At 58.8% G+C, this 25,033-nt stretch carries 18 protein-coding genes and 1 pseudogene; 15 read left to right on the forward strand and 4 right to left on the reverse strand.

Going from position 1 to position 25,033, the window contains the following annotated elements; translation table 11 throughout:
- Positions 1 to 106: 106 nt before the first annotated feature.
- Positions 107 to 886, reverse strand: coding sequence for a peroxide stress protein YaaA (yaaA, locus tag CINSTRO3249_RS00075; protein ID WP_074011643.1), 780 nt, complete (start codon positions 884 to 886; stop codon positions 107 to 109).
- 56 nt (positions 887 to 942) lie between these two features.
- Positions 943 to 2,421 carry an alanine/glycine:cation symporter family protein gene (locus tag CINSTRO3249_RS00080; protein WP_074011644.1) on the reverse strand — a complete coding sequence of 493 codons (1,479 nt, stop codon included), beginning with the start codon at positions 2,419 to 2,421 and terminating at the stop codon, positions 943 to 945.
- 203 nt (positions 2,422 to 2,624) lie between these two features.
- Here CINSTRO3249_RS00080 and tal point away from each other — a divergent pair, with 203 nt between their 5' ends.
- The 6 genes and pseudogenes from tal to nhaA all read left to right on the forward strand — a co-directional run bounded on the left by tal (position 2,625) and on the right by nhaA (position 10,586).
- Positions 2,625 to 3,578: a transaldolase gene (gene tal, locus CINSTRO3249_RS00085; protein WP_074011671.1), complete on the forward strand. Its 954-nt coding sequence runs from the start codon at positions 2,625 to 2,627 to the stop codon at positions 3,576 to 3,578.
- Positions 3,579 to 3,697: 119 nt separating this feature from the next.
- Positions 3,698 to 4,285 carry a molybdopterin adenylyltransferase gene (gene mog, locus CINSTRO3249_RS00090; protein WP_074011645.1) on the forward strand — a complete coding sequence of 196 codons (588 nt, stop codon included), beginning with the start codon at positions 3,698 to 3,700 and terminating at the stop codon, positions 4,283 to 4,285.
- A 139-nt stretch (positions 4,286 to 4,424) separates the two neighbouring features.
- A pseudogene (locus CINSTRO3249_RS00095) lies at positions 4,425 to 5,735 on the forward strand (MFS transporter).
- A gap of 310 nt (positions 5,736 to 6,045) precedes the next feature.
- Complete coding sequence (dnaK, locus tag CINSTRO3249_RS00100; protein WP_074011646.1) at positions 6,046 to 7,956, forward strand: molecular chaperone DnaK; 1,911 nt, start codon at positions 6,046 to 6,048, stop codon at positions 7,954 to 7,956.
- 115 nt (positions 7,957 to 8,071) lie between these two features.
- Positions 8,072 to 9,196 (forward strand): molecular chaperone DnaJ, encoded by a 1,125-nt coding sequence (dnaJ, locus tag CINSTRO3249_RS00105; RefSeq protein ID WP_074011647.1) that lies wholly within the window; start codon positions 8,072 to 8,074, stop codon positions 9,194 to 9,196.
- Between the two features lie 166 nt (positions 9,197 to 9,362).
- Positions 9,363 to 10,586, forward strand: coding sequence for a Na+/H+ antiporter NhaA (gene nhaA / locus CINSTRO3249_RS00110; protein ID WP_074011648.1), 1,224 nt, complete (start codon positions 9,363 to 9,365; stop codon positions 10,584 to 10,586).
- Positions 10,587 to 10,814: 228 nt separating this feature from the next.
- Here nhaA and rpsT read toward each other — a convergent pair whose 3' ends face one another.
- Positions 10,815 to 11,078 carry a 30S ribosomal protein S20 gene (rpsT, locus tag CINSTRO3249_RS00115; protein ID WP_074011649.1) on the reverse strand — a complete coding sequence of 88 codons (264 nt, stop codon included), beginning with the start codon at positions 11,076 to 11,078 and terminating at the stop codon, positions 10,815 to 10,817.
- Between the two features lie 377 nt (positions 11,079 to 11,455).
- Here rpsT and ribF point away from each other — a divergent pair, with 377 nt between their 5' ends.
- From ribF to ispH, 5 genes are read left to right on the forward strand one after another with little or no spacing between them, the layout of a single operon-like run.
- On the forward strand, positions 11,456 to 12,394 hold the full coding sequence (gene ribF / locus CINSTRO3249_RS00125) for a bifunctional riboflavin kinase/FAD synthetase (RefSeq protein ID WP_074011650.1): 939 nt from the start codon (positions 11,456 to 11,458) through the stop codon (positions 12,392 to 12,394).
- A 31-nt stretch (positions 12,395 to 12,425) separates the two neighbouring features.
- Entirely contained in the window at positions 12,426 to 15,242 is a 2,817-nt protein-coding gene (gene ileS, locus CINSTRO3249_RS00130; RefSeq protein WP_074011651.1) for an isoleucine--tRNA ligase, read from the forward strand.
- Entirely contained in the window at positions 15,242 to 15,748 is a 507-nt protein-coding gene (lspA, locus tag CINSTRO3249_RS00135) for a signal peptidase II (RefSeq protein ID WP_074011652.1), read from the forward strand. The genes ileS and lspA overlap by 1 nt, the downstream gene beginning before the upstream one ends.
- A 4-nt stretch (positions 15,749 to 15,752) precedes the next feature.
- Positions 15,753 to 16,226, forward strand: a complete 474-nt coding sequence (gene fkpB / locus CINSTRO3249_RS00140) for an FKBP-type peptidyl-prolyl cis-trans isomerase (protein ID WP_074011653.1) — start codon at positions 15,753 to 15,755, stop codon at positions 16,224 to 16,226.
- Positions 16,207 to 17,157 (forward strand): 4-hydroxy-3-methylbut-2-enyl diphosphate reductase, encoded by a 951-nt coding sequence (gene ispH / locus CINSTRO3249_RS00145; RefSeq protein ID WP_074011654.1) that lies wholly within the window; start codon positions 16,207 to 16,209, stop codon positions 17,155 to 17,157. The genes fkpB and ispH overlap by 20 nt, the downstream gene beginning before the upstream one ends.
- 303 nt (positions 17,158 to 17,460) lie before the next feature.
- On the opposite strand, the gene CINSTRO3249_RS00150 is transcribed toward ispH, so the two are convergent.
- Positions 17,461 to 18,339, reverse strand: coding sequence for an SMP-30/gluconolactonase/LRE family protein (locus tag CINSTRO3249_RS00150; protein WP_074011655.1), 879 nt, complete (start codon positions 18,337 to 18,339; stop codon positions 17,461 to 17,463).
- Between the two features lie 257 nt (positions 18,340 to 18,596).
- Here CINSTRO3249_RS00150 and dapB point away from each other — a divergent pair, with 257 nt between their 5' ends.
- The 4 genes from dapB (at position 18,597) to folA (ending at position 24,951) form a co-directional block, all read left to right on the forward strand.
- Entirely contained in the window at positions 18,597 to 19,418 is an 822-nt protein-coding gene (gene dapB / locus CINSTRO3249_RS00155) for a 4-hydroxy-tetrahydrodipicolinate reductase (RefSeq protein WP_074011656.1), read from the forward strand.
- A gap of 465 nt (positions 19,419 to 19,883) precedes the next feature.
- Positions 19,884 to 21,038, forward strand: a complete 1,155-nt coding sequence (carA, locus tag CINSTRO3249_RS00160; RefSeq protein ID WP_074011657.1) for a glutamine-hydrolyzing carbamoyl-phosphate synthase small subunit — start codon at positions 19,884 to 19,886, stop codon at positions 21,036 to 21,038.
- Between the two features lies 1 nt (position 21,039).
- A complete protein-coding gene (gene carB, locus CINSTRO3249_RS00165) occupies positions 21,040 to 24,264 on the forward strand; it encodes a carbamoyl-phosphate synthase large subunit (protein ID WP_074011658.1) in 3,225 nt (1,074 codons plus the stop codon).
- A gap of 201 nt (positions 24,265 to 24,465) precedes the next feature.
- Entirely contained in the window at positions 24,466 to 24,951 is a 486-nt protein-coding gene (folA, locus tag CINSTRO3249_RS00170) for a type 3 dihydrofolate reductase (RefSeq protein ID WP_074011659.1), read from the forward strand.
- Positions 24,952 to 25,033 lie beyond the last annotated feature (82 nt).

Genomic DNA, 25,033 nt, shown 5'->3' on the forward strand with positions numbered 1-25,033 from the left:
CGCTTTAATCGGTGCGGCCGCCAACGCTGCCGCTCTGGTCTGTGCGGCCGCCGGCGCAGTTGCTCTGCTCGGTGCGTCTACCGGCGACGGCGCTTTGGCTGCGGCGCTAGCCGTCCTGCTGCGGTCGTTTAAATACCCATTCATCGTCGCTGGAGGCCGCGGCGTCGAATCGATAACCCCCCGCATTAAAGGCTTTCAACGGCTCTGGCTGTGTCAACCCTTCGGTAATGATAAAGCGGCTCATCATGCCGCGGGCTTTTTTGGCGTTAAAACTGATTACTTTGTACTGGCCGTTTTTTTCATCCAGAAACACCGGTTTGATGACGCGCCCGTTAATCCGCGCCGGCTGCACCGCGCGGAAATACTCGTCCGAGGCCAGATTAATCACCAGGGCGTCACCCTGTTCCGCCAGCGCCTGATTGAGTTTGTCGGTAAGCGTAGCGCCCCAATAGTGATACAATGAGGCCCCGGCCGGGTTGGCCAGGCGAATTCCCATCTCCAGCCGGTATGGCTGCATCAGATCCAGCGGACGCAATACGCCGTATAGCCCGGACAATATCCGCAGATGGCGTTGGGCAAAATCGAATTGCGCCTCGCTGAACGTCTCCGCCGCCAGCCCGGTATAAACATCCCCTTTAAAAGCCAATATCGCCTGTCGCGCATTATCGGGGGTAAACGGCGTCTGCCAGGCCTGAAAGCGCGCGGCGTTGAGATCGGCCAATTTATCGCTAATCCCCATTAGGGTGCCGATACGCGCCGGCGTCAGCTGCCGGCACAGGTCGATAAGCGCCGCCGAGCGCGGCAGCAATTCGGGCTGGGTGTAGCGTTGGGTTGCCAGCGGACGCTGAAAATCCAGCGTTTTCGCTGGAGAGATAACCATTAGCATTGTAGTTTCCTGTTGTCGCGAAAAAAAACGGCCGCCGGTTTTGCCGCGTCGGCGCCTTAATGATCAAGGGGTTTCGGGGCGGCCGGGTGGCGGCTTTCCTGGTGCGACGGGTTTGGCCGCCCCCACAGATCCGGCGCCAATTGCGGCGCGATAGCGGGGAAATTCACCGCATAAAAGGTCGGCAGTTTACCGATGGCGCGCTGACTATTGTAATCATTGGCCAACATCAGTACGACCGGCGACAGCAATAAAAGGGCAATCAAGTTAGTTATCGTCATCAACCCCATCGCCAGGTCCGCCAATCGCCAGACCACGGAGACTTCCGCCACGCAGCCAAACAGTACCATGGCCAGCGTCATCAGGCGCAGCAGCCATTTCAGCTTCACCGGCTGCGGCACGAAAAAACGCAGACTGCTTTCTGCATAGGCGTAATTGCCAATGATGGCGGCGAAGGAGAACACAAACACCAGCGCCATAAGTAGCGGCATGCTCCAATGACCGGTTACCGTGGCCAGCGATTGATTAATCAGCGCGATACCGTGGATGTCGGCGTGGGCGTGCTCCAGCGTGCCGGAGGTGAGGATAATTGCCGCCGTGGCGCTGCAAATCACCAGCGTATCGATAAACACCGCCAACATCTGGATATAGCCCTGCGAGGCGGGGTGTGGCGGCCAGGGCGCGGCGGCGGCGGCGATGTTCGGCGCCGAGCCGGTGCCCGCCTCATTAGAGAACAGACCGCGCTGCACCCCTTGGAAAATCGCCTGCGCCAAGCCATAACCGACCAGCCCCGAGGCGGCCTCCGGCAGGCCAAAGGCGCTGTCGAACACCAGGGCGGCGACGGTTGTGAGCTGGCGCCAGTGATGCACTAGCACCCAACCCGCCAGTAATAAGTAGAGAATACCCATCGCCGGCACCAGCCATTGGGTCAGGCGGGCGATGGCGCGCAGGCCGCCGAAAATCGCCGCCGCGCTGAGGATAAGCAGCACCAGGGTTATCGGCCAGCGCCCCATACCGGACAGCTGCTGCGCGGACAGCGTAATGGCGTTGGCCTGAACGGCGCTGAAAAAACCGCCATAGCCCGCCAGCAGAAACAGGGTGAACAGCGTGCCCATCCAGCGCAGACCGAGTCCGTTGGCCATATACCAGGCCGGCCCGCCGCAGGCGTTGCCGCGGTTATCGAGTATTTTATACAGCTGCGCCAGCGTACTTTCCGCAAAGGCGGTCGCCATGCCAATTAACGCCGCCAGCCACATCCAGAAAATGGCGCCCGGTCCGCCCAGCATCAGCGCGATGGCGACACCCATCAGATTGCCGCAGCCGATACGGGCGGCAAGGGAGGTGCATAAGGCCTGAAATGGTGAAATGCCGCCGCCGCCGCGCGTCCCTGAGTCTTTAAGAATGGTGAAGGTATGGCAGAAATGACGTATCTGGATAAAGCCGGTGCGTAGCGTAAACCAGATGCCGGTACCCAACAGCAGATAAATTAACAGTGAATCCCATAACAGGTTATTGATAAAATTCAATAGCTCAGCCATCGTTCCTTTTCTCCTGCTCCAGCATCCTGGCTGGGTGTTGTAGGGCCCGGCGCCCATTTTACCTATTTTACGGATGATTTCATCGATAGGTGCGACAGGCAAAAGTCCGCGTCCGGCCGCTTTCCGCCGCGGCCGCCCGTGCTATCATTTCGGCGCGGCCATGCCCGATTTCTTAAAGCACGCGACAACATGAGAACATGATTATGACAGACAAACTCAGTTCCCTGCGTAGAATGACCACCGTCGTAGCCGATACCGGCGATATCACCGCCATTAAGCGCTATCAACCTCAGGATGCGACCACTAACCCCTCGCTGATTCTCAACGCCGCCCAAATCCCGGCATACCGCGGCTATATTGATGACGCCATTGCCTGGGCGCGCGGCCAGAGTCACGATCGGGCGGCACAGGTGACCTACGCCGCCGATAGGCTGGCGGTCAATATCGGCAGGGAAATTCTGAAATTGGTGCCCGGCCGCGTTTCGACCGAAGTGGACGCCCGCCTTTCTTACGATACCGAGGCCAGCGTTGCCAAGGCCAAGAGCCTAATCAAACTCTACAACGATGCCGGCATTGGCAGCGAACGTATTTTGATCAAGCTGGCCTCGACCTGGCAGGGTATTCGTGCCGCCGAACAGCTGGAAAAAGCCGGCATCAATTGTAATCTGACGCTGCTGTTTTCTTTTGCTCAGGCGCGAGCCTGCGCCGAGGCGGGCGTGTATCTGATTTCTCCCTTCGTCGGGCGTATTCTCGACTGGCATAAGGCCAACGGCGAACGCCAGACGTTTGCCCCGGAAGAGGATCCCGGCGTGGTATCGGTTACCGCCATCTATCGCTATTATAAACAGCATGGTTACGACACCGTCGTTATGGGTGCCAGTTTTCGTAACAGCGGCGAGATTATGGCGTTGGCCGGTTGCGACCGGCTCACGATTGCGCCGGCGTTGCTACAAGAGCTGGCGGAAAGCCAGGGGGAGCTTGAGCGTAAACTTTCCTATACAGGCCCGGTGAAGGCGCGGCCGGAGAGGTTAACCGAAGCGGCCTTCCTGTGGCAGCATCATCAGGATCCGATGGCGGTGGATAAATTGGCGCAGGGTATTCGCAACTTTGCCGTCGATCAGGAAAAACTGGAAAACATGCTGGGCGAACTGCTGTAATGCGGACCGCCGGCTATCCTGCCGGCAGGGGTGAAAGAAAACGTTTACGGCCCTGCGCGGGCCGTTTTTAATGGCGCCGCCGCTCGGCGCCCGCCATGGTTGTTTAGGAGAACACGCGTATGCAAACCTGCCGTATCGGGCTGGTATCCATTTCAGACCGCGCCGCCCGCGGTGTCTATGTCGATCAGGGGCTGCCAGCGCTCGAAGCCTGGCTGAACCGCGCTGTGACCAGCCCCTTCAGCCTCGAAACCCGGTTGGTACCGGACGAGCAACCCCTTATTGAGCAAACGCTGCGCGAATTGGTGGATGAAAGCGGTTGCCACCTGGTGCTGACCACCGGCGGCACCGGGCCGGCGCGGCGTGATGTCACGCCCGACGCCACGCTGGCGGTGGCCGATCGCGAAATGCCGGGGTTCGGCGAACAGATGCGGCAAATCAGTCTGCACTTTGTGCCCACGGCCATTTTGTCGCGCCAAACCGCCGTTATCCGCAAACAGTCCCTGATCCTCAACTTACCGGGCCAGCCAAAATCGATTCAGGAAACGCTGGAAGGGGTGAAGAATGCGCACGGTGATATTGCGGTACAGGGGATTTTTGCCAGCGTACCCTACTGCATTCAACTGCTGGATGGCCCCTACTTGGACACCGATCCTGCGGTGGTGGTGGCGTTTCGACCGAAAAGCGCGCGCCGGCCAACCGAAGAGTGAGCGCCGCGGCAGAAATGAGCGCGCGGCGTCGCGTTCATGACTTATTGCCAGAACGGCGGACATTTTTAGTCTGCCAGTAAGTTTGAGTTTACAAGGCGTGATATATTGTTGCCATTTCCCTTGTCAAGCGCAGATGATTATGCAGGACGAACGTCACCGCCGGTTGAACCGGCAGGATTATAAGACGCTTACGCTGGCGGCATTGGGTGGGGCGTTGGAGTTTTACGACTTTATTATCTTTGTGTTTTTCGCCGGGGTGATGGGGCAGCTGTTTTTCCCGGCGGACATGCCGGAGTGGCTGCGCCAGATGCAAACCTTCGGTATCTTTGCCGCGGGCTATCTGGCGCGGCCGCTGGGCGGGATTGTGATGGCCCACTTCGGCGATCGGGTGGGGCGCAAGAAAATGTTTACCCTGTCTATCCTGCTGATGGCGCTACCGACGCTGTTGATTGGTCTGTTGCCGACCTATGCCGCGCTGGGTATCGCGGCGCCGCTGCTGCTATTGTTGTTGCGCATCCTGCAGGGCGCGGCCATTGGCGGCGAGGTGCCCGGCGCCTGGGTGTTTGTCGCCGAACATGTGCCCGCCCGGCGCATCGGCTTTGCCTGCGGTGCCCTGACCGCCGGGTTGACCGTCGGTATTCTGCTCGGCTCGTTTGTCGCCACGCTTATCAACCAGTTACTCCCCGCTAGCACCATAGCCGCCGGCGGTTGGCGTATTCCTTTCTTTATCGGCGGCATCTTTGGTCTGTGCGCCATGTATTTGCGCCGCTGGCTGCGCGAAACGCCCATCTTTGTCGAACTGCAGGCGCGCAAAGCGCTGGCCCGCGAGCTGCCGCTCAAGTCAGTGGTGGTGCGTCACAAGAAAGCGGTAGCGGTTTCCATGCTGCTCACTTGGCTGCTGTCCGCCGGCATCGTGGTGGTTATCCTGATGGCCCCGTTGTGGCTGCAGCAACAGCGCGGCGTCAGCGCTGCCATGGCGCTGCAGGCCAATTGCGTGGCGATCATCGCCCTGGCGTTCGGCTGCATTGTCGCCGGCGTGGTGATAGACAAGTTCGGGGCGCGCAAAACCTTTGTTGTCGGCTGCGCCCTACTGGCCGTCGGTAGCTGGATCTTTTACCACAGCGATGTTGCCAATCGGGCGCAACTGTTTCTGACTTAAGGTACGGCCGGTTTCTTTGTCGGCATCATGGGCGGCGTGCCATTTGTCATGGTCCACGCCTTTCCGGCGCCGGTGCGGTTCAGCGGTATTTCCTTTTCCTACAATATTTCCTACGCCATTTTCGGTGGTCTGACGCCAATGGTGGTGACCTTACTGATGAAAGTGACGCCGATGGCGCCGTCGTGGTATGTGCTGGCGTTGTCGCTGATGGGCATTGCGCTGGGATTTGCACTACCGGGGAAAGTGCAGGGCGCGCTGCCGCGCACCGATCGGGCTAAAGCGGTAGGGTAAGCACGATCGTCGGGCAGACGCGTCGTGGCTCTGGCGTGTTATAATCTTGCCTAATTAATTTACCATAAATTATTCAATGTATTAGCCAAAGCGTCGTGCGTCCTGGGGCAAAATGCCCGGCGCGCAGGGCGCCGCCGCCGTTTTTTTTTGCCGTTACCCCTTGATGCAGAGCGGCATGACCCCATCTTATTTGCATCCTACGTTGTTGAACCTGGGAAATTATCGGGCGGCGAAAACTTGAAAAGTTTATTTTCGGCCGCATATCAGGTTTACGACCACAACGAAATTGAACTTTAGTGGAGATGTTTAGATGGGAAAAATCATTGGTATCGACTTGGGTACGACCAACTCCTGCATCGCAATTATCGAAGGCAGCAAACCTCGCGTACTTGAAAACAGCGAAGGCGATCGTACCACGCCTTCCATCATTGCCTATACGCAGGATGGTGAAATTCTGGTTGGCCAACCGGCTAAACGTCAGTCCGTTACTAATCCGCAAAACACCTTGTTCGCCATCAAGCGTCTGATCGGCCGTCGCTACCCGGACGAAGAAGTACAGCGCGATGTCAGCATCATGCCGTACAAAATCGTTGCTGCAGACAATGGCGATGCCTGGCTGGAAGTCAAAGGCCAGAAAATGGCGCCGCCGCAGATCTCCGCAGAAATTCTGAAAAAAATGAAAAAGACCGCGGAAGACTATCTGGGCGAACCGGTCACCGAAGCGGTCATCACCGTGCCGGCCTATTTTAACGATACGCAGCGCCAGGCAACCAAAGACGCCGGCCGTATCGCCGGTCTGGACGTCAAGCGTATCATCAACGAGCCGACCGCGGCCGCGCTGGCCTACGGTATGGACAAAGAAACCGGCAACCGCACCATCGCGGTCTATGACCTGGGCGGCGGGACCTTCGATATCTCGATTATCGAAATCGATGATGTCGACGGTGAAAAAACCTTTGAAGTGCTGGCGACCAACGGCGACACCCATTTGGGTGGCGAGGACTTCGACAGCCGTCTTATCAACTATATGGTGGACGAATTCAAGAAAGATCAGGGCATCGACCTGCGCAACGACCCGCTGGCGATGCAGCGCTTGAAAGAGGCGGCTGAAAAGGCCAAGATCGAGCTGTCCTCCGCGCAGCAGACCGACGTCAACCTGCCGTACATCACGGCCGACGGCTCCGGTCCGAAGCATATGAACCTGAAAGTGACCCGCGCCAAACTGGAGTCACTGGTGGAGGAACTGGTCAATCGCACGCTTGAGCCGCTGAAAGTGGCACTGAAGGATGCGGGCCTGTCGGTTTCCGACATCAAAGACGTTATCCTGGTCGGTGGGCAGACCCGTATGCCGCTGGTGCAGAAGAAAGTCACCGACTTCTTCGGCAAAGAGCCGCGTAAAGACGTCAACCCGGACGAAGCGGTGGCCATCGGTGCCGCAGTTCAGGGCGGCGTACTGGCCGGCGACGTGAAAGACGTGCTGCTGCTGGACGTTACCCCGTTGTCGCTGGGTATCGAAACCATGGGTGGCGTGATGACGCCGCTGATTACCAAGAACACCACCATCCCGACCAAGCACAGCCAGGTGTTCTCCACCGCGGAAGACAATCAGTCCGCCGTGACCATCCATGTGCTGCAAGGGGAACGCAAGCGCTCCGGCGATAATAAATCGCTGGGCCAGTTCAACCTGGACGGCATTTCGCCGGCCATGCGCGGCACGCCGCAGATTGAAGTGACGTTCGATATCGACGCCGACGGCATTCTGCACGTCTCCGCCAAGGACAAGAACAGCGGCCGGGAACAGAAAATCACCATCAAGGCCTCCTCGGGTCTGAACGAAGAGGAAATCCAGAAGATGGTGCAGGAAGCGGAAGCAAACGCTGAGTCCGACCGCAAATTTGAAGAGCTGGTGCAGACCCGTAACCAGGCCGACCATTTGCTGCACAGCACCCGTAAGCAGCTGGAAGACGCGGGTGATAAACTGCCGGCAGAGGATAAAACCGCCATTGAGGACGCGCTGAAAAATCTGGACACCGCGCTGAAAGGCGAAGATAAAGCCGATATCGAAGCGAAGATGCAGGCGCTTATTCAGGTGTCCGGCAAACTGCTCGAAGTGGCTCAGCAGCAGGCTCAGGCGGCGGGTGAAGGTGGCGCGGACGGCAGCGCCAAGGCGGACGATGATGTCGTTGACGCCGAGTTTGAAGAAGTTAAAGACAAAAAATAATCGCCCTGAAGGGCACGGCGGCGGGGCAGTTTACACCGCCGTTGCGGGCAACAGGCACGGGCGTCGGGGAAACTCTGCGCCCGTGCAAGCATGTTGAGGGCAGGAAGAGACAACGATGGCGAAATCTGACTACTACGAGATTTTGGGCGTTTCCCGGGATGCGGAAGAGCGTGAAATCAAAAAGGCCTATAAACGCCTGGCGATGAAATTCCACCCGGATCGCAACCCAGGCAATGCCGAAGCCGAAGCGAAATTCAAAGAGATCAAAGAAGCCTACGAAGTGCTGACCGACGCGCAAAAGCGCGCCGCTTACGATCAGTATGGCCATGCGGCCTTTGAACAGGGCGGCATGGGCGGTGGCGGCGCCGGCGGCGCGGATTTTAGCGATATCTTCGGCGATGTGTTTGGCGATATCTTTGGCGGCGGCCGGCGTCAGCGCGCCAGCCGGGGCGCGGATTTACGCTATAACATGGAGCTTTCCCTTGAGGAGGCGGTGTGCGGCGTGACCCGCGAAATCCGCATTCCGACTCTGGAAGAGTGCGATGTCTGTCACGGCAGCGGCGCGAAGCCGGGGACGTCGGCGGTGACCTGTCCGACCTGCCACGGCCAGGGCCAGGTACAGATGCGTCAGGGCTTTTTCGCGGTGCAGCAGACCTGTCCGACCTGTCAGGGTCAGGGCAAGATCATCAAAGATCCCTGCGCTAAATGCCACGGCCATGGCCGGGTTGAAAAATCCAAGACGCTGTCGGTGAAAATCCCGGCCGGCGTGGATACCGGCGATCGCATCCGCCTGACGGGCGAGGGGGAAGCGGGAGAGCATGGGGCGGCCGCAGGGGATCTGTATGTACAGGTCCAGGTGCGCAAACACCCCATTTTTGAACGCGAAGAAAACAACCTGTACTGTGAAGTGCCGATCAACTTTGCCATGGCGGCGCTGGGCGGCGAGATCGAAGTGCCGACGCTCGATGGCAGGGTGAAGCTGAAAGTGCCGGCGGAAACGCAGACCGGTAAATTATTTCGCATGCGCGGCAAAGGGGTGAAATCGGTGCGCGGCGGACAGCAAGGGGATCTGCTGTGTCGGGTGGCGGTGGAAACGCCGGTGAAACTCAACGAGCGCCAGAAGCAGCTGCTGCGCGAGCTGGAAGAGAGCTTTGGCGGGCCGAGCGGCGATCAGAACAGCCCGCGCTCGAAAAGCTTCCTCGACGGGGTGAAAAAATTCTTTGACGATTTAACCCGTTAATCTGACCCGCGCACGCTCTACTTCTCCCCGGCCCTACACCGGGGTTTTTTTTGCCGTGCCTGCGGCGCCGTATGCGTTTTTTCGCCGGTATAGAGGGCGGTTTTCATTTACCCCCGCCGCGTCCTGTCGCACAATATTCCCTTGTCTATAGAGATTGAGGATCCCCATGATAGCTGCGTCTTTACGCCGCATGATTGCCCACCCGGCCTCCGGTGGCGTATTGCTTTTCGTCGCCGCGCTTGCCGCTATCGTGATGGCGAATACCGATGCCCGCGCGCTGTACAACGCCATCATTCACTTTCCTGCACAATCTGATAGCGCGACGCCTGCGCACCTGAGCTTGCTGACGATAGTTAACGATGGCCTGATGGCGGTGTTTTTTCTGGCCGTCGGTCTGGAAGTCAAATACGAACTGCTGCAGCGCGCGCTCAACAGCCGTGCACGGGCGGCCTTTCCCGCTATCGCCGCGCTGGGTGGCATGGTGGCGCCGGCGGTGATTTATAGTCTGGTGACCGCCGGGACGCCCGCATTGCGCGTCGGTTGGGCGATTCCGGCCGCCACCGATATTGCCTTTGCCGTCGGCGTACTGGCCTTGCTGGGGACGCGGGTGCCGGTCAGCCTGAAAGTTTTCCTGTTGGCGCTGGCAATAATTGATGATTTGGGCGCGATAGTGATTATCGCATTGTTTTATAACAGTGCGCTTGACTGGCTGGCGCTGGTTGCGGCGGGTGCCGTAATCGTCATCATGGCGCTGATGAATCGCGCCAATGTTCGTTTTCTGTCGCTCTATCTGCTGCTGGGGGCGGTATTGTGGGGCTGTATCCTGCTTTCGGGTATCCATGCCACGCTCGCCGGCGTGATGGTGGGGGGGCTTATCCCGCTCACGCTGCCCGCCTCCGAAGCATCTCCGGCGCGTGCGTTGGAGCATCGGTTGCAGCCGTGGGTGGTGTATCTGATCCTGCCCCTGTTCGCCTTTGCCAACGCGGGGATTTCGCTACAAGGCGTGGCGCCCGGGCATTTGATCTCCTTCTTGCCGCTGGGGATCGCCGCCGGGCTGGTGGTCGGTAAACCGCTGGGGATAGTCTTGTTCACCGCCGCGGCGGTAAAACTCAGACTGGCCAGGTTGCCTGCCGGCATTGCTTTTCGCCACATTGCCGCGGCGGCCGTGCTGTGCGGCATCGGCTTCACCATGTCTATCTTTATCGCCAATCTGGCGTTCGGGAATAATGGCCCGGAAACCATTGTGCTGGCGAAAGTGGGCATTTTATCCGGCTCGGTGATTGCGGCGCTGCTGGGTTACCTGCTGCTGCGCACCATTCTGCCGCAGCCGCAGGGTCGCGAGGCATGTGCCGGTCGGGAAGTATCGGATGGTAGCAATACGCGGGCCTGACTAGCCGCAGGGCGCGAGGGTAGCGGATGAAAGCATTACGCGGGCCTGACTAGCCGCAGGGCGCGAGGGTAGCGGATGAAAGCATTACACGGGTTTGACTAGCCGCAGGGCGGGGGAGGCAGTGGGCAGGGCCGGTGCGCTTTCCCCCACAGCCGGACCTGGCCGGTCTGAGGACATAAAAAAACCGTCCGGAGCCGGTTTTCTCAACAAAGCACAACGCGGCAGCAATTACTGCATGGCGTTGATTTGCGCGGTCAGGTTTGATTTATGACGAGCGGCTTTGTTTTTGTGGATCAACCCTTTGCTGGCCTGACGGTCAACAATCGGTTGCATGGCAGAAAACGCATTCTGCGCAGCTTCTTTATCGCCGGCGGCGATAGCAGCGTAAACCTTCTTCACGAAGGTGCGCATCATGGAGCGACGGTTTGCATTATGCTGACGACGCTTCTCAGACTGTACGGCGCGTTTCTTAGCTGATTTGATATTAGCCAAGGTCCAACTCCCAAACTTGTTCTATAAGACAATTCAAAGGCCGAGGAATATGCCCGTTCGGTCTTCTTTTGTCAATGGATTTGTGCAAATAAGCGCCGCTGAAACGTGCGACGCCTGTTACAATGTGATGGCGCAAGATTCTACCAGTTTCCGCCGGCGGAATACAGTGCTTCAGGCGAAAAAAGCGATAACCGCTGTACGGGCGCCCATTGTCCCCGGCAACGCGCCAGCATAAGCTGCGTGAAAATAGGGCGGGGGCGAAATAAGCGCGGCTTTCTCTCCGCACGATGTCAAAGATTGGAATCGCGGGTTAACCTTAGCCGCTGTACAAGGTATAATCCGCCGATTTCCACTGTTTTAGGTGTCTTGAGCCTGCTATGAAGCTTATTCGCGGCATACATAATTTACAGCCACGTCACCATGGGTGCGTGCTGACCATCGGCAATTTCGACGGCTTTCACCGCGGACACCAGGCGCTTATTGCAGAGTTGCAGGCTGAAGGCCGCCGCCGCGGTTTGCCGGTGCTGGTGATGATCTTTGAACCTCAGCCGCAGGAGCATTTCGCCGGCGATGCCGCGCCGGCGCGGTTGACCCGGCTGCGGGACAAAGTGAAATACCTGGCGGCCGCCGGCGTGGACGCGACGGTGTGCGTCACCTTCGACAAACGTTTTGCGGCGCTAAGCGCACGCGCGTTCGTGACCGAACTGCTGGTGAAAAAATTGGGCGTACGCTTCATCGGCGTCGGCGACGATTTCCGCTTTGGCGCCCGGCGTCAGGGGGATTTCGCCCTGCTTCAGCAGGCGGGGAAAGAGGCCGGGTTTGAGGTGATGAGCACCGTGACCTACACCGAGGGCGGCCGGCGCATCAGCAGCACCGCCGTCCGTGAGGCGCTGGCGCAGGACCGACTGGCGGAGGCGGAAATGCTGCTAGGGCACCCGTACCGTCTCTCCGGCCGTGTGGTGCACGGCGATGCGCTGGGGCGAACCATCGGCTTCCCGACTGCCAACGTGTCGCTTAAAGGGCGGCAGGCGCCGATAAACGGCGTGTATGCGGTAGAGGTCCACGGCCTTGCCGAACGGCCTTTGCCCGGCGTCGCGAACATCGGCACCCGGCCCACGGTGGCCGGTTTGCGCCAGCGGTTGGAAGTGCATTTTCTGGATGTGGATATGAACCTGTACGGTCGCCATATCGAAGTGGTGATACGCGCCAAAGTGCGCAATGAACAACGGTTTGCCTCGTTAGACGATCTTAAGCGGCAAATCGCGAATGATGTGGTGAGCGCCCGCGACTATTTCGGCCTGGCGACACCCCAATAATGCTCAAACCGATAACGGAACCGAGAATCGAATGACTGATTACAAAAATACCCTGAATTTGCCGGACACAGGGTTTCCTATGCGCGGCGATTTAGCCAAGCGTGAGCCTGGCATGCTAGCGCATTGGTATGAACAGGATCTGTACGGGATTATCCGTCAGGCCAGGAAGGGCAAAAAAGCGTTTATACTGCATGACGGCCCGCCGTATGCCAACGGCAGCATTCATATCGGTCATTCGGTCAATAAAATTCTCAAAGATATTATTATCAAATCAAAAGGACTGATGGGTTATGACTCGCCCTATGTGCCGGGCTGGGACTGCCATGGCCTGCCGATTGAATTGAAGGTGGAGCAACTCATCTGCAAGCCGGGCGAGAAGGTCAGCGCCGCCGAATTCCGCGCCGCCTGCCGTCGTTACGCCGCCGAACAGGTGGAGGGGCAGAAAAAGGATTTCATTCGCCTGGGCGTGCTCGGCGACTGGGAACACCCTTACCTGACGATGAATTTCGCCACCGAAGCGAATATTATTCGCGCGCTGGGCAAGATTATCGCCAACGGTCATTTGCATAAAGGCGCCAAGCCGGTGCATTGGTGCATCGACTGCCGCTCCGCGCTGGCGGAGGCGGAAGTGGAGTATTACGACCGTACTTCGCCGTCCATCGACGTCGCTTTCGCGGCCGATGACGCCCGGGCGGTCGCCGCCAAATTCGGCGCTGCGGACTTCGCCGGTCAGGTTTCCCTGGTCATCTGGACCACCACGCCGTGGACCCTGCCGGCCAACCGCGCCATCGCCGTTCACCCCGACTTCGACTATCAATTGGTTGAGGTGGAAGGGCAAGGCTATATTTTGGCCGCCGATCTGGTGGACAGCGTGATGGCGCGCGCCGGCATTACGCGCTGGACGGTGCTCGGCAGCGCCAAAGGCAGCGCGCTGGAGCTGCTGCGATTCCGCCATCCCTTTATGGGCTTCGATGTGCCGGCCATCCTCGGCCAGCACGTGACGCTGGACGCGGGTACCGGCGCGGTGCATACCGCCCCCGGCCATGGTCCAGATGACTATGTCATCGGTCAGCAATACGGCCTGGAAGTCGCCAATCCGGTCGGCCCTGACGGCTGCTATCTGCCGGGCACGCTGCCTGCGTTGGATGGCTTGCAGGTCTTTAAAGCTAATGATGTGGTCATCAATCTGCTGCGCGACAGCGGCGCGCTGCTGCACGTGGAAAAACTGCAGCACAGCTATCCGCACTGCTGGCGCCACAAAACGCCAATTATCTTTCGCGCCACGCCGCAGTGGTTCGTCAGCATGGATCAGCATGGCCTGCGCAAGCAGTCGCTGGCGGAGATCAAAGACGTGCAGTGGATCCCAGGCTGGGGCCAGGCGCGCATCGAAACCATGGTCGCCAACCGCCCCGACTGGTGCATTTCGCGCCAGCGCACCTGGGGCGTGCCGATGGCGCTGTTTGTGCATAACGAGACCGAAGCGCTGCATCCGCGCACCATCGAACTGATGGAAGCGGTGGCGCAGCGGGTCGAGCAGGACGGCATTCAGGCCTGGTGGGATTTGGATCCGGCCGAGATCCTGGGCGACGATGCCGCTGATTATCACAAAGTGCCGGATACGCTCGATGTCTGGTTCGACTCCGGCTCCACCCACTCGTCCGTGGTGGCGGTGCGGCCGGAATTTGAAGGCCATGCGCCTGACATGTACCTGGAAGGGTCTGATCAGCATCGCGGCTGGTTCATGTCGTCGTTGATGATTTCCACCGCCATGCACGGCAAGGCGCCGTATCGTCAGGTACTGACCCACGGCTTTACCGTCGACGGGCAGGGCCGGAAAATGTCCAAATCGGTGGGCAACGTGGTCAGCCCGCAGCAGGTCATGGACAAGTTGGGCGCGGATATCCTGCGTCTCTGGGTGGCCTCGACCGATTACACCGGCGAGATGGCGGTGTCCGATGAGATCCTCAAGCGCTCCGCCGATGCTTATCGCCGCATCCGCAACACCGCGCGTTTCCTGTTGGCCAACCTGAACGGTTTTGATCCGGCGCGCGACAGCGTCAGTCCAGAGCAGATGGTGGTACTGGACCGCTGGGCGGTGGGCCGCGCGCAAGCGGCGCAGGCGGAGATTGTCGCCGCTTATGACAGCTATGATTTCCATAATGTCGTGCAGCGCATGATGCAGTTCTGTTCCGTCGAGATGGGCTCTTTTTACCTGGATATCATCAAAGACCGTCAGTACACCACCAAAGCGGACAGTATTGCCCGTCGTAGCTGCCAGACCGCGCTGTATCATATCATTGAAGCCCTGGTTCGCTGGATGGCTCCCATCATGTCGTTTACCGCCGATGAAATCTGGGGCTTTATGCCGGGGGAGCGGGCGCAGTATGTCTTCACCGAAGAGTGGTATGATGGCCTGTTCGGACTGGACGCTGCCCAACCGTTGAACGATGCTTATTGGCAAACCCTGTTGCAGGTGCGCAGCGAGACCAACAAGGTTATCGAGCAGGCGCGGGCGGATAAGCGCATCGGCGGCTCACTGGAAGCCCGCGTCACGCTTTATGCGGAGCCTGATCTTGCCGCCTCGCTGCGCGAGTTGGGCGATGAACTCTACTTTGCGCTGCTCACCTCAAACGCGGTGGTCGCGGATTATGCCGACGCCGGCGATGACGCGGTGCAGTGTGAAGGGCTCAAGGGGCTGAAAATTGCCTTGGCAAAAGCCGATGGGGAAAAATGTCCGCGCTGCTGGCATTATGAGACGGATATCGGCCAGCATGCCGAACATCCAGAAATTTGTGGGCGCTGCGTCACCAATGTGGCCGGCCCGGGTGAAGAGCGTAAGTTTGTCTGATGAATAAAACGATAATGTCCACGGGACTGCGCTGGCTTTGGCTGGCACTGGTGGTCCTGGCGCTGGATCTCGGCAGCAAGCAGTGGGTCATGACGCATTTCTGGCTCGGTGAGTCGGTGCCGGTGATCCCGTTTATTAATTTTACCTATGCCCATAACCCGGGCGCCGCCTTTAGTTTTCTGGCGGACAGAGGGGGATGGCAACGCTGGGCATTTTCCGCGATTGCCGTGGTGATCGCGGTGGTGCTGCTGGTCATGATGTATCGCTCGGACCGGCGGGCCAGACTGTCTAACGCCGCCTACGCGATGATTATCGGCGGTGCGCTGGGCAATCTGTTCGACCGGATGGTGCACGGTGTGGTGATCGATTTTATCGATTTCTATGTCGGCAACTGGCATTGGCCGACGTTCAACGTGGCGGATGCGGGCATCTGTATCGGCGCCGTATTGATTGTGCTGGAGGGTTTTTGCCGCCCCGCCGGTAAAACCGCCAGGCAGAAAGGGTGAAGTGATGACGACTCACGCCGTACAACCGGACAGCGCGGTATTGCTGCATTTTGATCTTAAACTGGCGGACGGGCAATTGGCCGATTCCACCCGGCGCGAGAACAAACCGGCGCTCTTCCGGCTTGGGGACGGCAGCCTGTCCGCAGAGTTGGAACAGGCGTTGCTTGGCCTGCATCAGGGAGACAGGAAAACCTTCTCGCTGGCGCCGGAGGCGGCGTTCGGTCCGTCCAATCCCGATCTGATTCAATTTTATTCGCGCCGTAATTTTATCGACACCGGGGTGCCGGAGGTGGGCACGATTATGCTGTTTACCGGTATCAACGGTAGCGAAATGCCGGGGCTTATCAGTGAGGTGGCCGAAGACTCCATCACCGTCGATTTTAACCACCCGCTCGCCGGAAAAGTGGTGTGGTTCGACATCGAAGTGCTGCAGATTGACTCGCAACGGGAGGCGACCGATGCGCATATTGCTGGCTAATCCGCGTGGATTCTGCGCCGGCGTCGACCGGGCAATCAGTATCGTGGAGCGCGCGCTGGAAATTTATGGCGCGCCTATCTATGTGCGCCATGAAGTCGTGCATAACCGCTACGTAGTCGATACGCTGCGCCAGCGAGGCGCCATTTTTATTGAGCAAATCGCTGAAGTGCCTGACGGTTCCATCCTGATTTTCTCCGCCCACGGCGTTTCCCAAGCGGTGCGGGCAGAGGCGCGCAGTCGTGATTTAACCGTGTTTGATGCCACCTGCCCGCTGGTGACCAAAGTGCATATGGAAGTCGCCCGCGCCAGCCGTAAAGGCACCGAGGCCATCCTTATCGGCCATACCGGGCATCCTGAAGTGGAAGGCACCATGGGGCAATACAACAACCCCGCCGGCGGCATGTATCTGGTTGAATCGCCGGAGGATGTTTGGCAGCTTAAGGTCAAGAACGTCGATAACCTGTGTTTTATGACCCAGACCACGCTGTCGGTGGATGATACCTCAGACGTCATCGACGCGCTGCGCGCGCGGTTTCCCGCTATTATCGGACCGCGCAAGGACGATATTTGCTATGCCACCACCAACCGTCAGGAAGCGGTACGCAGTCTTGCCGCCGATGCCGATGTGGTGCTGGTCGTCGGTTCCAAAAACTCTTCCAACTCCAACCGGCTGGCGGAACTGGCCCAGCGGGTTGGCAAGCCGGCCTATCTGATTGACAGCGCCGGCGATATCCAGGAAAGCTGGCTCCAGGGGACGAAAACCATCGGCGTTACCGCCGGCGCGTCGGCGCCGGATATACTGGTACAGCAGGTGATCGAACGCCTGCGCTCGTTGGGTGCCGAAGAGGCTAAAGAACTCATCGGCCGCGAGGAGAATATCGTGTTCGAGGTACCGAAAGAGCTGCGCCTGGAAGTGAAAACGGTGGAATAACGCCACCTTCAGTGGAATGCGCCAACTTCGTTGGAATGTGCCACCTTCGGTGGAATGCGCCACCTTCGGTGGAATGTCCCACCTTCGTTGGAATGCGCCTCCCTCGGTGGAATGCGCTACCTTCGTTGGAATGTCCCACCTTCGGTGGAATGCGCCACCTTCGGTGGAATGCGCCGCCTTCGGTGGAATGCGCCACCTTCGGTGGAATAACGCCGCCTTCGTTGGAATGTCCCGTTTTCGGTGGGATAACGCTACCTTCTTTGCGGCCCTGCCCTGGTCGGCGGAGCACACCGCCGGCGCGGCTTAATCAAACCGGAATCGATACGTTGGTGCGCCGCTGGTGCCGGTGGCGACCTGCAGCAGCGCGCCATCCAGCTCGCCGGGGTCCGTCAGTTGCTTACGCGCCGAGGTAATGTACAGTGTCGCGCCGTCAGGACCGCCGAAAGCGCAGCAACTGGGCTGTATGACCGGCAGCGGCATATGTTCGGCCAGCGTCAGCGCCCCCTGGCGGATACGGTAGCGGCTCAGGCAACCGTGACCGAAGCGGGCGGTAATCAACTCCCCCTCGCGACTGAGCGCCGACCCGTCAGGCGTCATATCATCGGCGGGGTGTCTGCGCATCTCCTGCGGCAGAATTCCCCGGCCGCTGGCGGAGAAGAACAGCCGTTCCGCGCTGTCGGCGAACCAGACGCGATCTTCATGCCAGGCGAGGGTGTTGGGAATGGTCATCGCGCCCGCCATCTTCACCGGTCGGGTATCGCCCGGGGCGAAACGATACCAGCCGCCGAGCGGCGCCGACTCGTTAATATCCATGGTGCTGAACCACAGGGAACCGTCAGGGGCGATGGCGGCCTCGTTCGGCCGGGTGCCGGCCGCGTCCCGCGGGTACGGACACAGCTTCGTCGGTTGCGCCTGATGATCGTCCCAGTGATAAAGCAGAATGCCCTGGTCGCTCACCAGCAGAAATTGTTCACGACGCTCGGTGAGCAGCGCGGCGCTGAACAGGGTGGCGAGCAGGCGCTGTTCGATAACCTCCCGCGCCGGCCAGTAACGCAGCAGCCGGTGCTGCACAATATCCACCCACAGCAGGGACTGGCTCTGGTGGCACCAGACCGGGGACTCACCCAATTGGGCGCGGTAGTTGCCCACCGGACGCACCGGGCCGTTGAAAAACGTCTCCATCCTGACCTCTTGTTAGATTCCCGATAAGCCCTAAGTGTAGCGGCTTTGTGCCGGAGGAAAAGCGTATATCCGCCTTAGGGATGAATAATCATTCAAAGTGCGTAGTGCCGTGCAAAAAAAAGCTCCCTGTCAGCATTGTTGCTTATCGGCTGCGTGCACTGTCGCGAATTCATTATCACAACGGATTTTTGCTGGCGGCGGCGCCCTGGCGCGGTTAACCTGAGGCTAACTGACAGGTCATAAGAGTGAGAGGATCCATGAGTAACACACCAACACGCATTGCGGTCGCCGGTGCGGGCGGCCGGATGGGGCGCCAGCTTATTCAGGCGGTGGCGCAGTCGGAACAGGCGACGCTGGGCGCCGCAGTATGCCGCGCCGGTTCAACATTGTGTGGTGTGGACGCCGGTGAGCTGGCCGGTATCGGCGCCTTGGGTGTCACCATCAGCGACACGCTTGAAGCGGTGAAAGACGACTTTGATATCCTTATCGATTTCACCCGTCCCGACGCCAGCATGGGGTATCTGGCATTCTGCCGCCGGCATCATAAAGGCATCATCATCGGCACTACCGGCTTCAGCGATGCCCAGAAAGAGGCCATCAGCGCGGCGGCACAGGAGACGGGCATCGTTTTCGCCGCCAACTACAGCGTTGGCGTCAATGTGATGCTCAAGCTGCTGGAAAAAGCGGCGCAGGTCATGGGGGAGGAGGCCGATATTGAAATTATCGAAGCACACCACCGCCATAAAGTGGATGCACCGTCGGGCACCGCGCTGGCCATGGGTGAAGCCATCGCCGGCGCGCTCGGGCGTGATTTGTCCCGCTGTGCCGTGTACAGCCGCGAAGGGCACACCGGCGAGCGCAAAGCGAAAAGTATCGGTTTTGCCACGGTGCGGGCCGGTGACATTGTGGGTGAGCACACCGCGATGTTCGCCGAAACCGGCGAGCGGCTGGAGATTACCCACAAGGCGTCGAGCAGGATGACGTTTGCCACCGGGGCAGTTCGTGCAGCCGTTTGGCTATGCGGTGAGAAAAAGGGCCTTTATGATATGGTTAATGTCCTTAATCTCGACCGGTTGTAATTTTTTTTAATGTTGTATGAAAAAAAGAATAAAATATTTTATTGATTTTGCTATAAAAAAGCAACGTCATTGACAATGACATTGCTTTTTCCTGCTTAGATGATGGTTTTTACTCTAATGGTCTGTAATTCGCTATTTATTGCAGCTTGACCCTCGGGGCAAAGCATTTTTCTTGGTCAAAGCACCGTTTCATGCAATCAATGCCGCGCTTGTAGCAAAAAAGAGACGGGCAACCGTTTTCCCGGCCAGTTTTATGCGCTTTTTTGGCCCGTTCATGCCGCCATTGCCCTAAAGAGGACGAAAGAAGATAAAAATAACCCCTTTGGGGTAGACAAAGTGCAGGGTCATCTTTAAAATGCGCCCAATTTGCCAAAATTCTACCTTACAGGTGATTTTTGCATTGATTCATCCCTTTGGAATGAATTAATATGCAAATATAATGACTGAATATTCATTGGGGGTGTTTTGATAAAGTCAGCGCTGTTGGTTCTGGAAGACGGAACCCAATTCCACGGTCGGGCCATTGGGGCAGAGGGCACGGCGGTGGGGGAAGTGGTTTTCAATACGTCAATCACCGGTTATCAAGAAATCCTCACTGATCCTTCCTATTCCCGCCAAATCGTCACCCTGACTTATCCCCATATCGGCAATGCCGGCACTAATGAAGCAGACAACGAATCACCCCGCGTGCAGGCGCAGGCGCTGGTGATCCGCGATCTGCCGCTCATCGCCAGCAACTATCGCGATACGCTGTCGCTGTCGGACTATCTGAAGCAGCAGAATATTGTCGGCATCGCCGATATCGATACCCGTAAGCTGACGCGTTTGCTGCGGGAAAAAGGGGCGCAAAACGGCTGTATCATTGCCGGCGATGCCCCGGACGCGCAGCTGGCCCTGCGCAAAGCCCGCGAATTTCCCGGTCTGAACGGCATGGATCTGGCGAAAGAGGTGAGCACCACTGAACAGTACAGCTGGACCCAGGGCAGCTGGACCCTGGAAGGCGGCCTGCCCGCGCCGTCGACGGAGTTGCCTTATCATGTGGTGGCCTACGACTACGGCATCAAACGCAATATCATGCGCCTGCTGGTGGATCGCGGCTGTCGATTGACGGTGGTGCCGGCGCAGACGCCGGCCGAAACGGTGCTGGCGATGAACCCCGACGGTATCTTCCTGGCTAACGGCCCGGGCGACCCGGCGCCCTGCGATTACGCGATCGCCGCCATCCAGACCTTCCTCACCACCGATATTCCGCTATTCGGCATCTGTCTTGGCCACCAGTTGCTGGCGCTGGCCAGCGGCGCCAAGACGGTAAAGATGAAGTTTGGTCATCACGGCGGCAACCATCCGGTAAAAGATTTGGCGGCCGATCGGGTGATGATCACCGCCCAGAACCACGGCTTCGCGGTGGATGAGAAAACACTGCCCGACACGCTCAGGGTGACCCATACTTCGCTGTTCGACGGCACGCTGCAGGGCCTGCACCGCACTGATAAACCGGCGTTCAGTTTCCAGGGGCATCCCGAGGCCAGCCCTGGCCCGCACGACGCCGCACCTTTGTTCGACCATTTTATCGAGCTCATCAACGCTTATCGCGCACAGTCAAACGTATCAGGAGCCTGAGATGCCAAAACGTACCGATATAAAAAGTATCCTGATCCTCGGCGCTGGTCCCATCGTTATCGGCCAGGCCTGTGAGTTCGACTACTCCGGGGCGCAAGCGTGCAAAGCCCTGCGCGAGGAAGGCTACCGCGTGGTGCTGGTGAATTCCAACCCCGCCACTATCATGACCGACCCTAACATGGCCGATGCGACCTACATCGAGCCTATTCACTGGGAAGTGGTACGCAAAATCATCGAAAAGGAGCGACCGGACGCGCTGCTGCCAACCATGGGCGGCCAGACGGCGCTGAACTGCGCGCTGGAGCTGGAGCGTGAGGGGGTGCTTAAAGAATTTGGCGTTGAGATGATCGGCGCCACCGCCGACGCGATCGATAAGGCGGAAGATCGCCAGCGTTTCGATAAAGCGATGAAAAAAATTGGTCTGGAAACCGCCCGCTCCGGCATTGCCCATACCATGGACGAGGCGCTGGCGGTGGCGGCGGACGTCGGTTTCCCCTGCATCATCCGCCCGTCGTTCACCATGGGCGGCACCGGCGGCGGCATCGCCTACAATCGTGAAGAGTTTGAAGAGATTTGCGAGCGCGGTCTGGATCTGTCACCGACCACCGAACTGCTGATCGATGAGTCGCTTATCGGCTGGAAAGAGTATGAGATGGAGGTGGTGCGCGATAAAAAAGACAACTGCATTATTGTCTGCTCCATTGAAAACGTTGACCCGATGGGCATCCATACCGGTGACTCGATAACCGTTGCGCCGGCGCAAACCCTGACCGACAAAGAATACCAAATCATGCGGAACGCCTCGATGGCGGTACTGCGTGAAATCGGCGTGGAAACCGGCGGCTCCAACGTCCAGTTCTCGGTCAATCCGAAAAACGGCCGGCTTATCATCATCGAGATGAACCCGCGCGTTTCCCGCTCCTCCGCGCTGGCGTCCAAGGCTACCGGCTTCCCTATCGCCAAGGTGGCCGCCAAGCTGGCGGTGGGCTATACCCTCGATGAGCTGATGAACGACATTACCGGCGGTCACACGCCGGCCTCCTTCGAGCCGTCCATCGACTATGTGGTCACCAAAATCCCGCGCTTCAACTTTGAGAAATTCGCCGGCACCAACGACCGCCTGACCACGCAGATGAAATCGGTCGGTGAGGTGATGGCCATCGGCCGCACCCAGCAAGAGTCGCTGCAAAAAGCGCTGCGCGGACTGGAAGTGGGCGCCAGCGGCTTTGATCCCAAGGTCAACCTTGACGACCCGGAAGCGTTGACCACCCTGCGGCGCGAGCTGAAGGACGCCGGCGGTGAGCGTATCTGGTATGTGGCCGACGCATTCCGCGCCGGCATGTCGGTGGACGGTGTGTTCAACCTGACCAATATCGACCGCTGGTTCCTGGTGCAGATCGAGGAGCTGGTCAAGCTGGAAAACGACGTAGCGGAGCGGGGCGTCACCGCGCTCAGCGCCGATTATCTGCGCCTGCTGAAACGCAAAGGTTTCGCCGACGCGCGGCTGGCCGCCCTGGTGGGCGTCGCGGAAGCGGAAATTCGCAAATTACGCGAAAGCTACGATTTGCACCCGGTGTACAAGCGGGTCGATACCTGCGCCGCTGAGTTCGCCACCGATACCGCTTATATGTACTCGACCTACGACGACGAGTGTGAATCCCAGCCGCATCAGGATCGTGAAAAAATCATGGTGCTGGGCGGCGGACCGAACCGGATAGGGCAGGGCATCGAGTTTGACTACTGCTGTGTGCACGCTTCGCTGGCGCTGCGGGAAGACGGTTACGAGACCATCATGGTCAACTGTAATCCTGAGACGGTCTCTACCGATTACGACACCTCCGATCGCCTCTATTTCGAGCCGGTGACGCTGGAAGACGTGCTGGAAATTGTACGTATCGAAAAGCCCAAGGGCGTCATTGTCCAGTACGGTGGCCAAACGCCGCTGAAGCTGGCCCGCGCGCTGGAGGCCGCCGGCGTGCCGGTGATAGGCACCAGCCCGGACGCTATCGACCGGGCGGAAGACCGGGAACGGTTCCAGCAGGCGGTCGAGCGTTTGGGGCTGAAACAGCCGGCCAATGCCACCGTCACCACCATCGATCTGGCGGTGGAGAAAGCCGCGACCATCGGTTACCCCCTGGTGGTCCGCCCCTCCTACGTTCTCGGCGGCCGGGCGATGGAAATCGTTTACGACGATACGGATCTGCTGCGCTACTTCCACAACGCGGTCAGTGTCTCTAACGACGCGCCGGTACTGCTTGACCGGTTTTTGGACGATGCGGTGGAAGTGGACGTGGACGCGGTTTGCGACGGTGAAAACGTGCTGATCGGCGGCATTATGGAACACATCGAGCAGGCCGGGGTGCACTCCGGCGACTCCGCCTGTTCGCTGCCGGCCTATACGCTGAGCCGTGAGATCCAGGATGTCATGCGTCAGCAGGTGGAAAAACTGGCGTTTGAACTGCAGGTCAGGGGCCTGATGAACGTGCAGTTCGCGGTGAAGGATAATGAGGTGTACCTAATTGAGGTCAACCCGCGCGCCGCGCGCACGGTGCCGTTTGTGTCCAAGGCCACCGGCGTGGCGCTGGCGAAAGTGGCCGCCCGGGTAATGGTCGGCAAATCCCTGGTGCAACAGGGCGTGACCCGCGAGGTTATCCCGCCTTACTACTCGGTGAAAGAAGTGGTGCTGCCGTTTAACAAATTTCCCGGCGTGGATCCGATCCTCGGCCCGGAAATGCGCTCCACCGGTGAAGTTATGGGGGTGGGTCGGACGTTCGCCGAAGCGTTCGCCAAAGCGATGCTCGGCAGTCAGTCGAGCATGAAGAAAAGCGGTCGCGCGCTGCTGTCGGTGCGCGAAGGCGACAAGGACCGGGTAGTCGATCTGGCGGCTAAGCTGCTGAAACACGGTTTTGAGCTGGATGCGACCCACGGCACGGCGGTGATTCTGGGCGAGGCCGGCATCAATCCGCGTCTGGTGAATAAAGTCCATGAGGGGCGGCCGCATATTCAAGATCGGATCAAAAACGGCGAATACAGCTATATCGTCAACACCACCGCCGGCCGTCAGGCGATTGAGGATTCCAAACTCATTCGGCGCAGCGCCCTGCAATATAAAGTGCATTATGACACGACGCTGAACGGCGGCTTCGCCACCGCGATGTCCCTCAACGCCGACGCCACGGCTCAAGTGATTTCTGTACAGGAAATGCATGCGCAAATCACAGACTAACGTCTTTTAAAACGGGGCTAAAAAGGGTGCGAAAGCACCCTTTTTTTATGGCTGTTTCGCTCTGGTTTAACCGATATCATTCTGTTGGCGCGGTGCTTTTAAGTGCTTTCTGAAATTTGTCACGCCTTACATGAGCAGCTATCGACGCCCCGGATCTCTTTCCGTATAGTGTCAGCAATTTTGTTGCCTGTAAGGTCTTTTATGATTATTAGCCTGATTGCCGCTCTGGCGGTAGATCGTGTGATTGGGATGGAAAATGCCATGCCCTGGCACCTTTCCGCCGATCTGGCCTGGTTCAAGCGTAACACGCTTAACAAACCGGTCATCATGGGGCGTAGAACTTTTGAGTCTATCGGTAAGCCGCTGCCGGGAAGGCACAATATCGTGTTGAGCAGCCATCCCGGCAATAACGACGCCGTAACCTGGGTGACCACGCCGGCGCAGGCGCTGGCTGCGGCGGGTGAAGTGGCGGAGGTGATGGTGATCGGCGGCGGTAAAGTCTATGAAACGTTTCTGTCCCAGGCCGGTCGGCTTTATCTGACCCATATCGACGCCGAAGTGGACGGCGACACCTGGTTCCCCGACTATGAGCCGGATGAATGGCGCTCGACCTTCAGCGAATTTCATGACGCCGATGAGAAGAATACCCACAGCTACTGTTTTGAAATCCTGGATCGACGCGTGTGATGCCAGATCCCTCCAGCGCACCCCCGCGCTGGGCTAGGACGACCGTCGGGCCGTCACACCGCCGGACCGTCAGACCCTCAAA

The sequence above is a fragment of the Candidatus Sodalis sp. SoCistrobi genome, from assembly GCF_900143145.1.
Classification (GTDB): Bacteria; Pseudomonadota; Gammaproteobacteria; order Enterobacterales; family Enterobacteriaceae; genus SoCistrobi.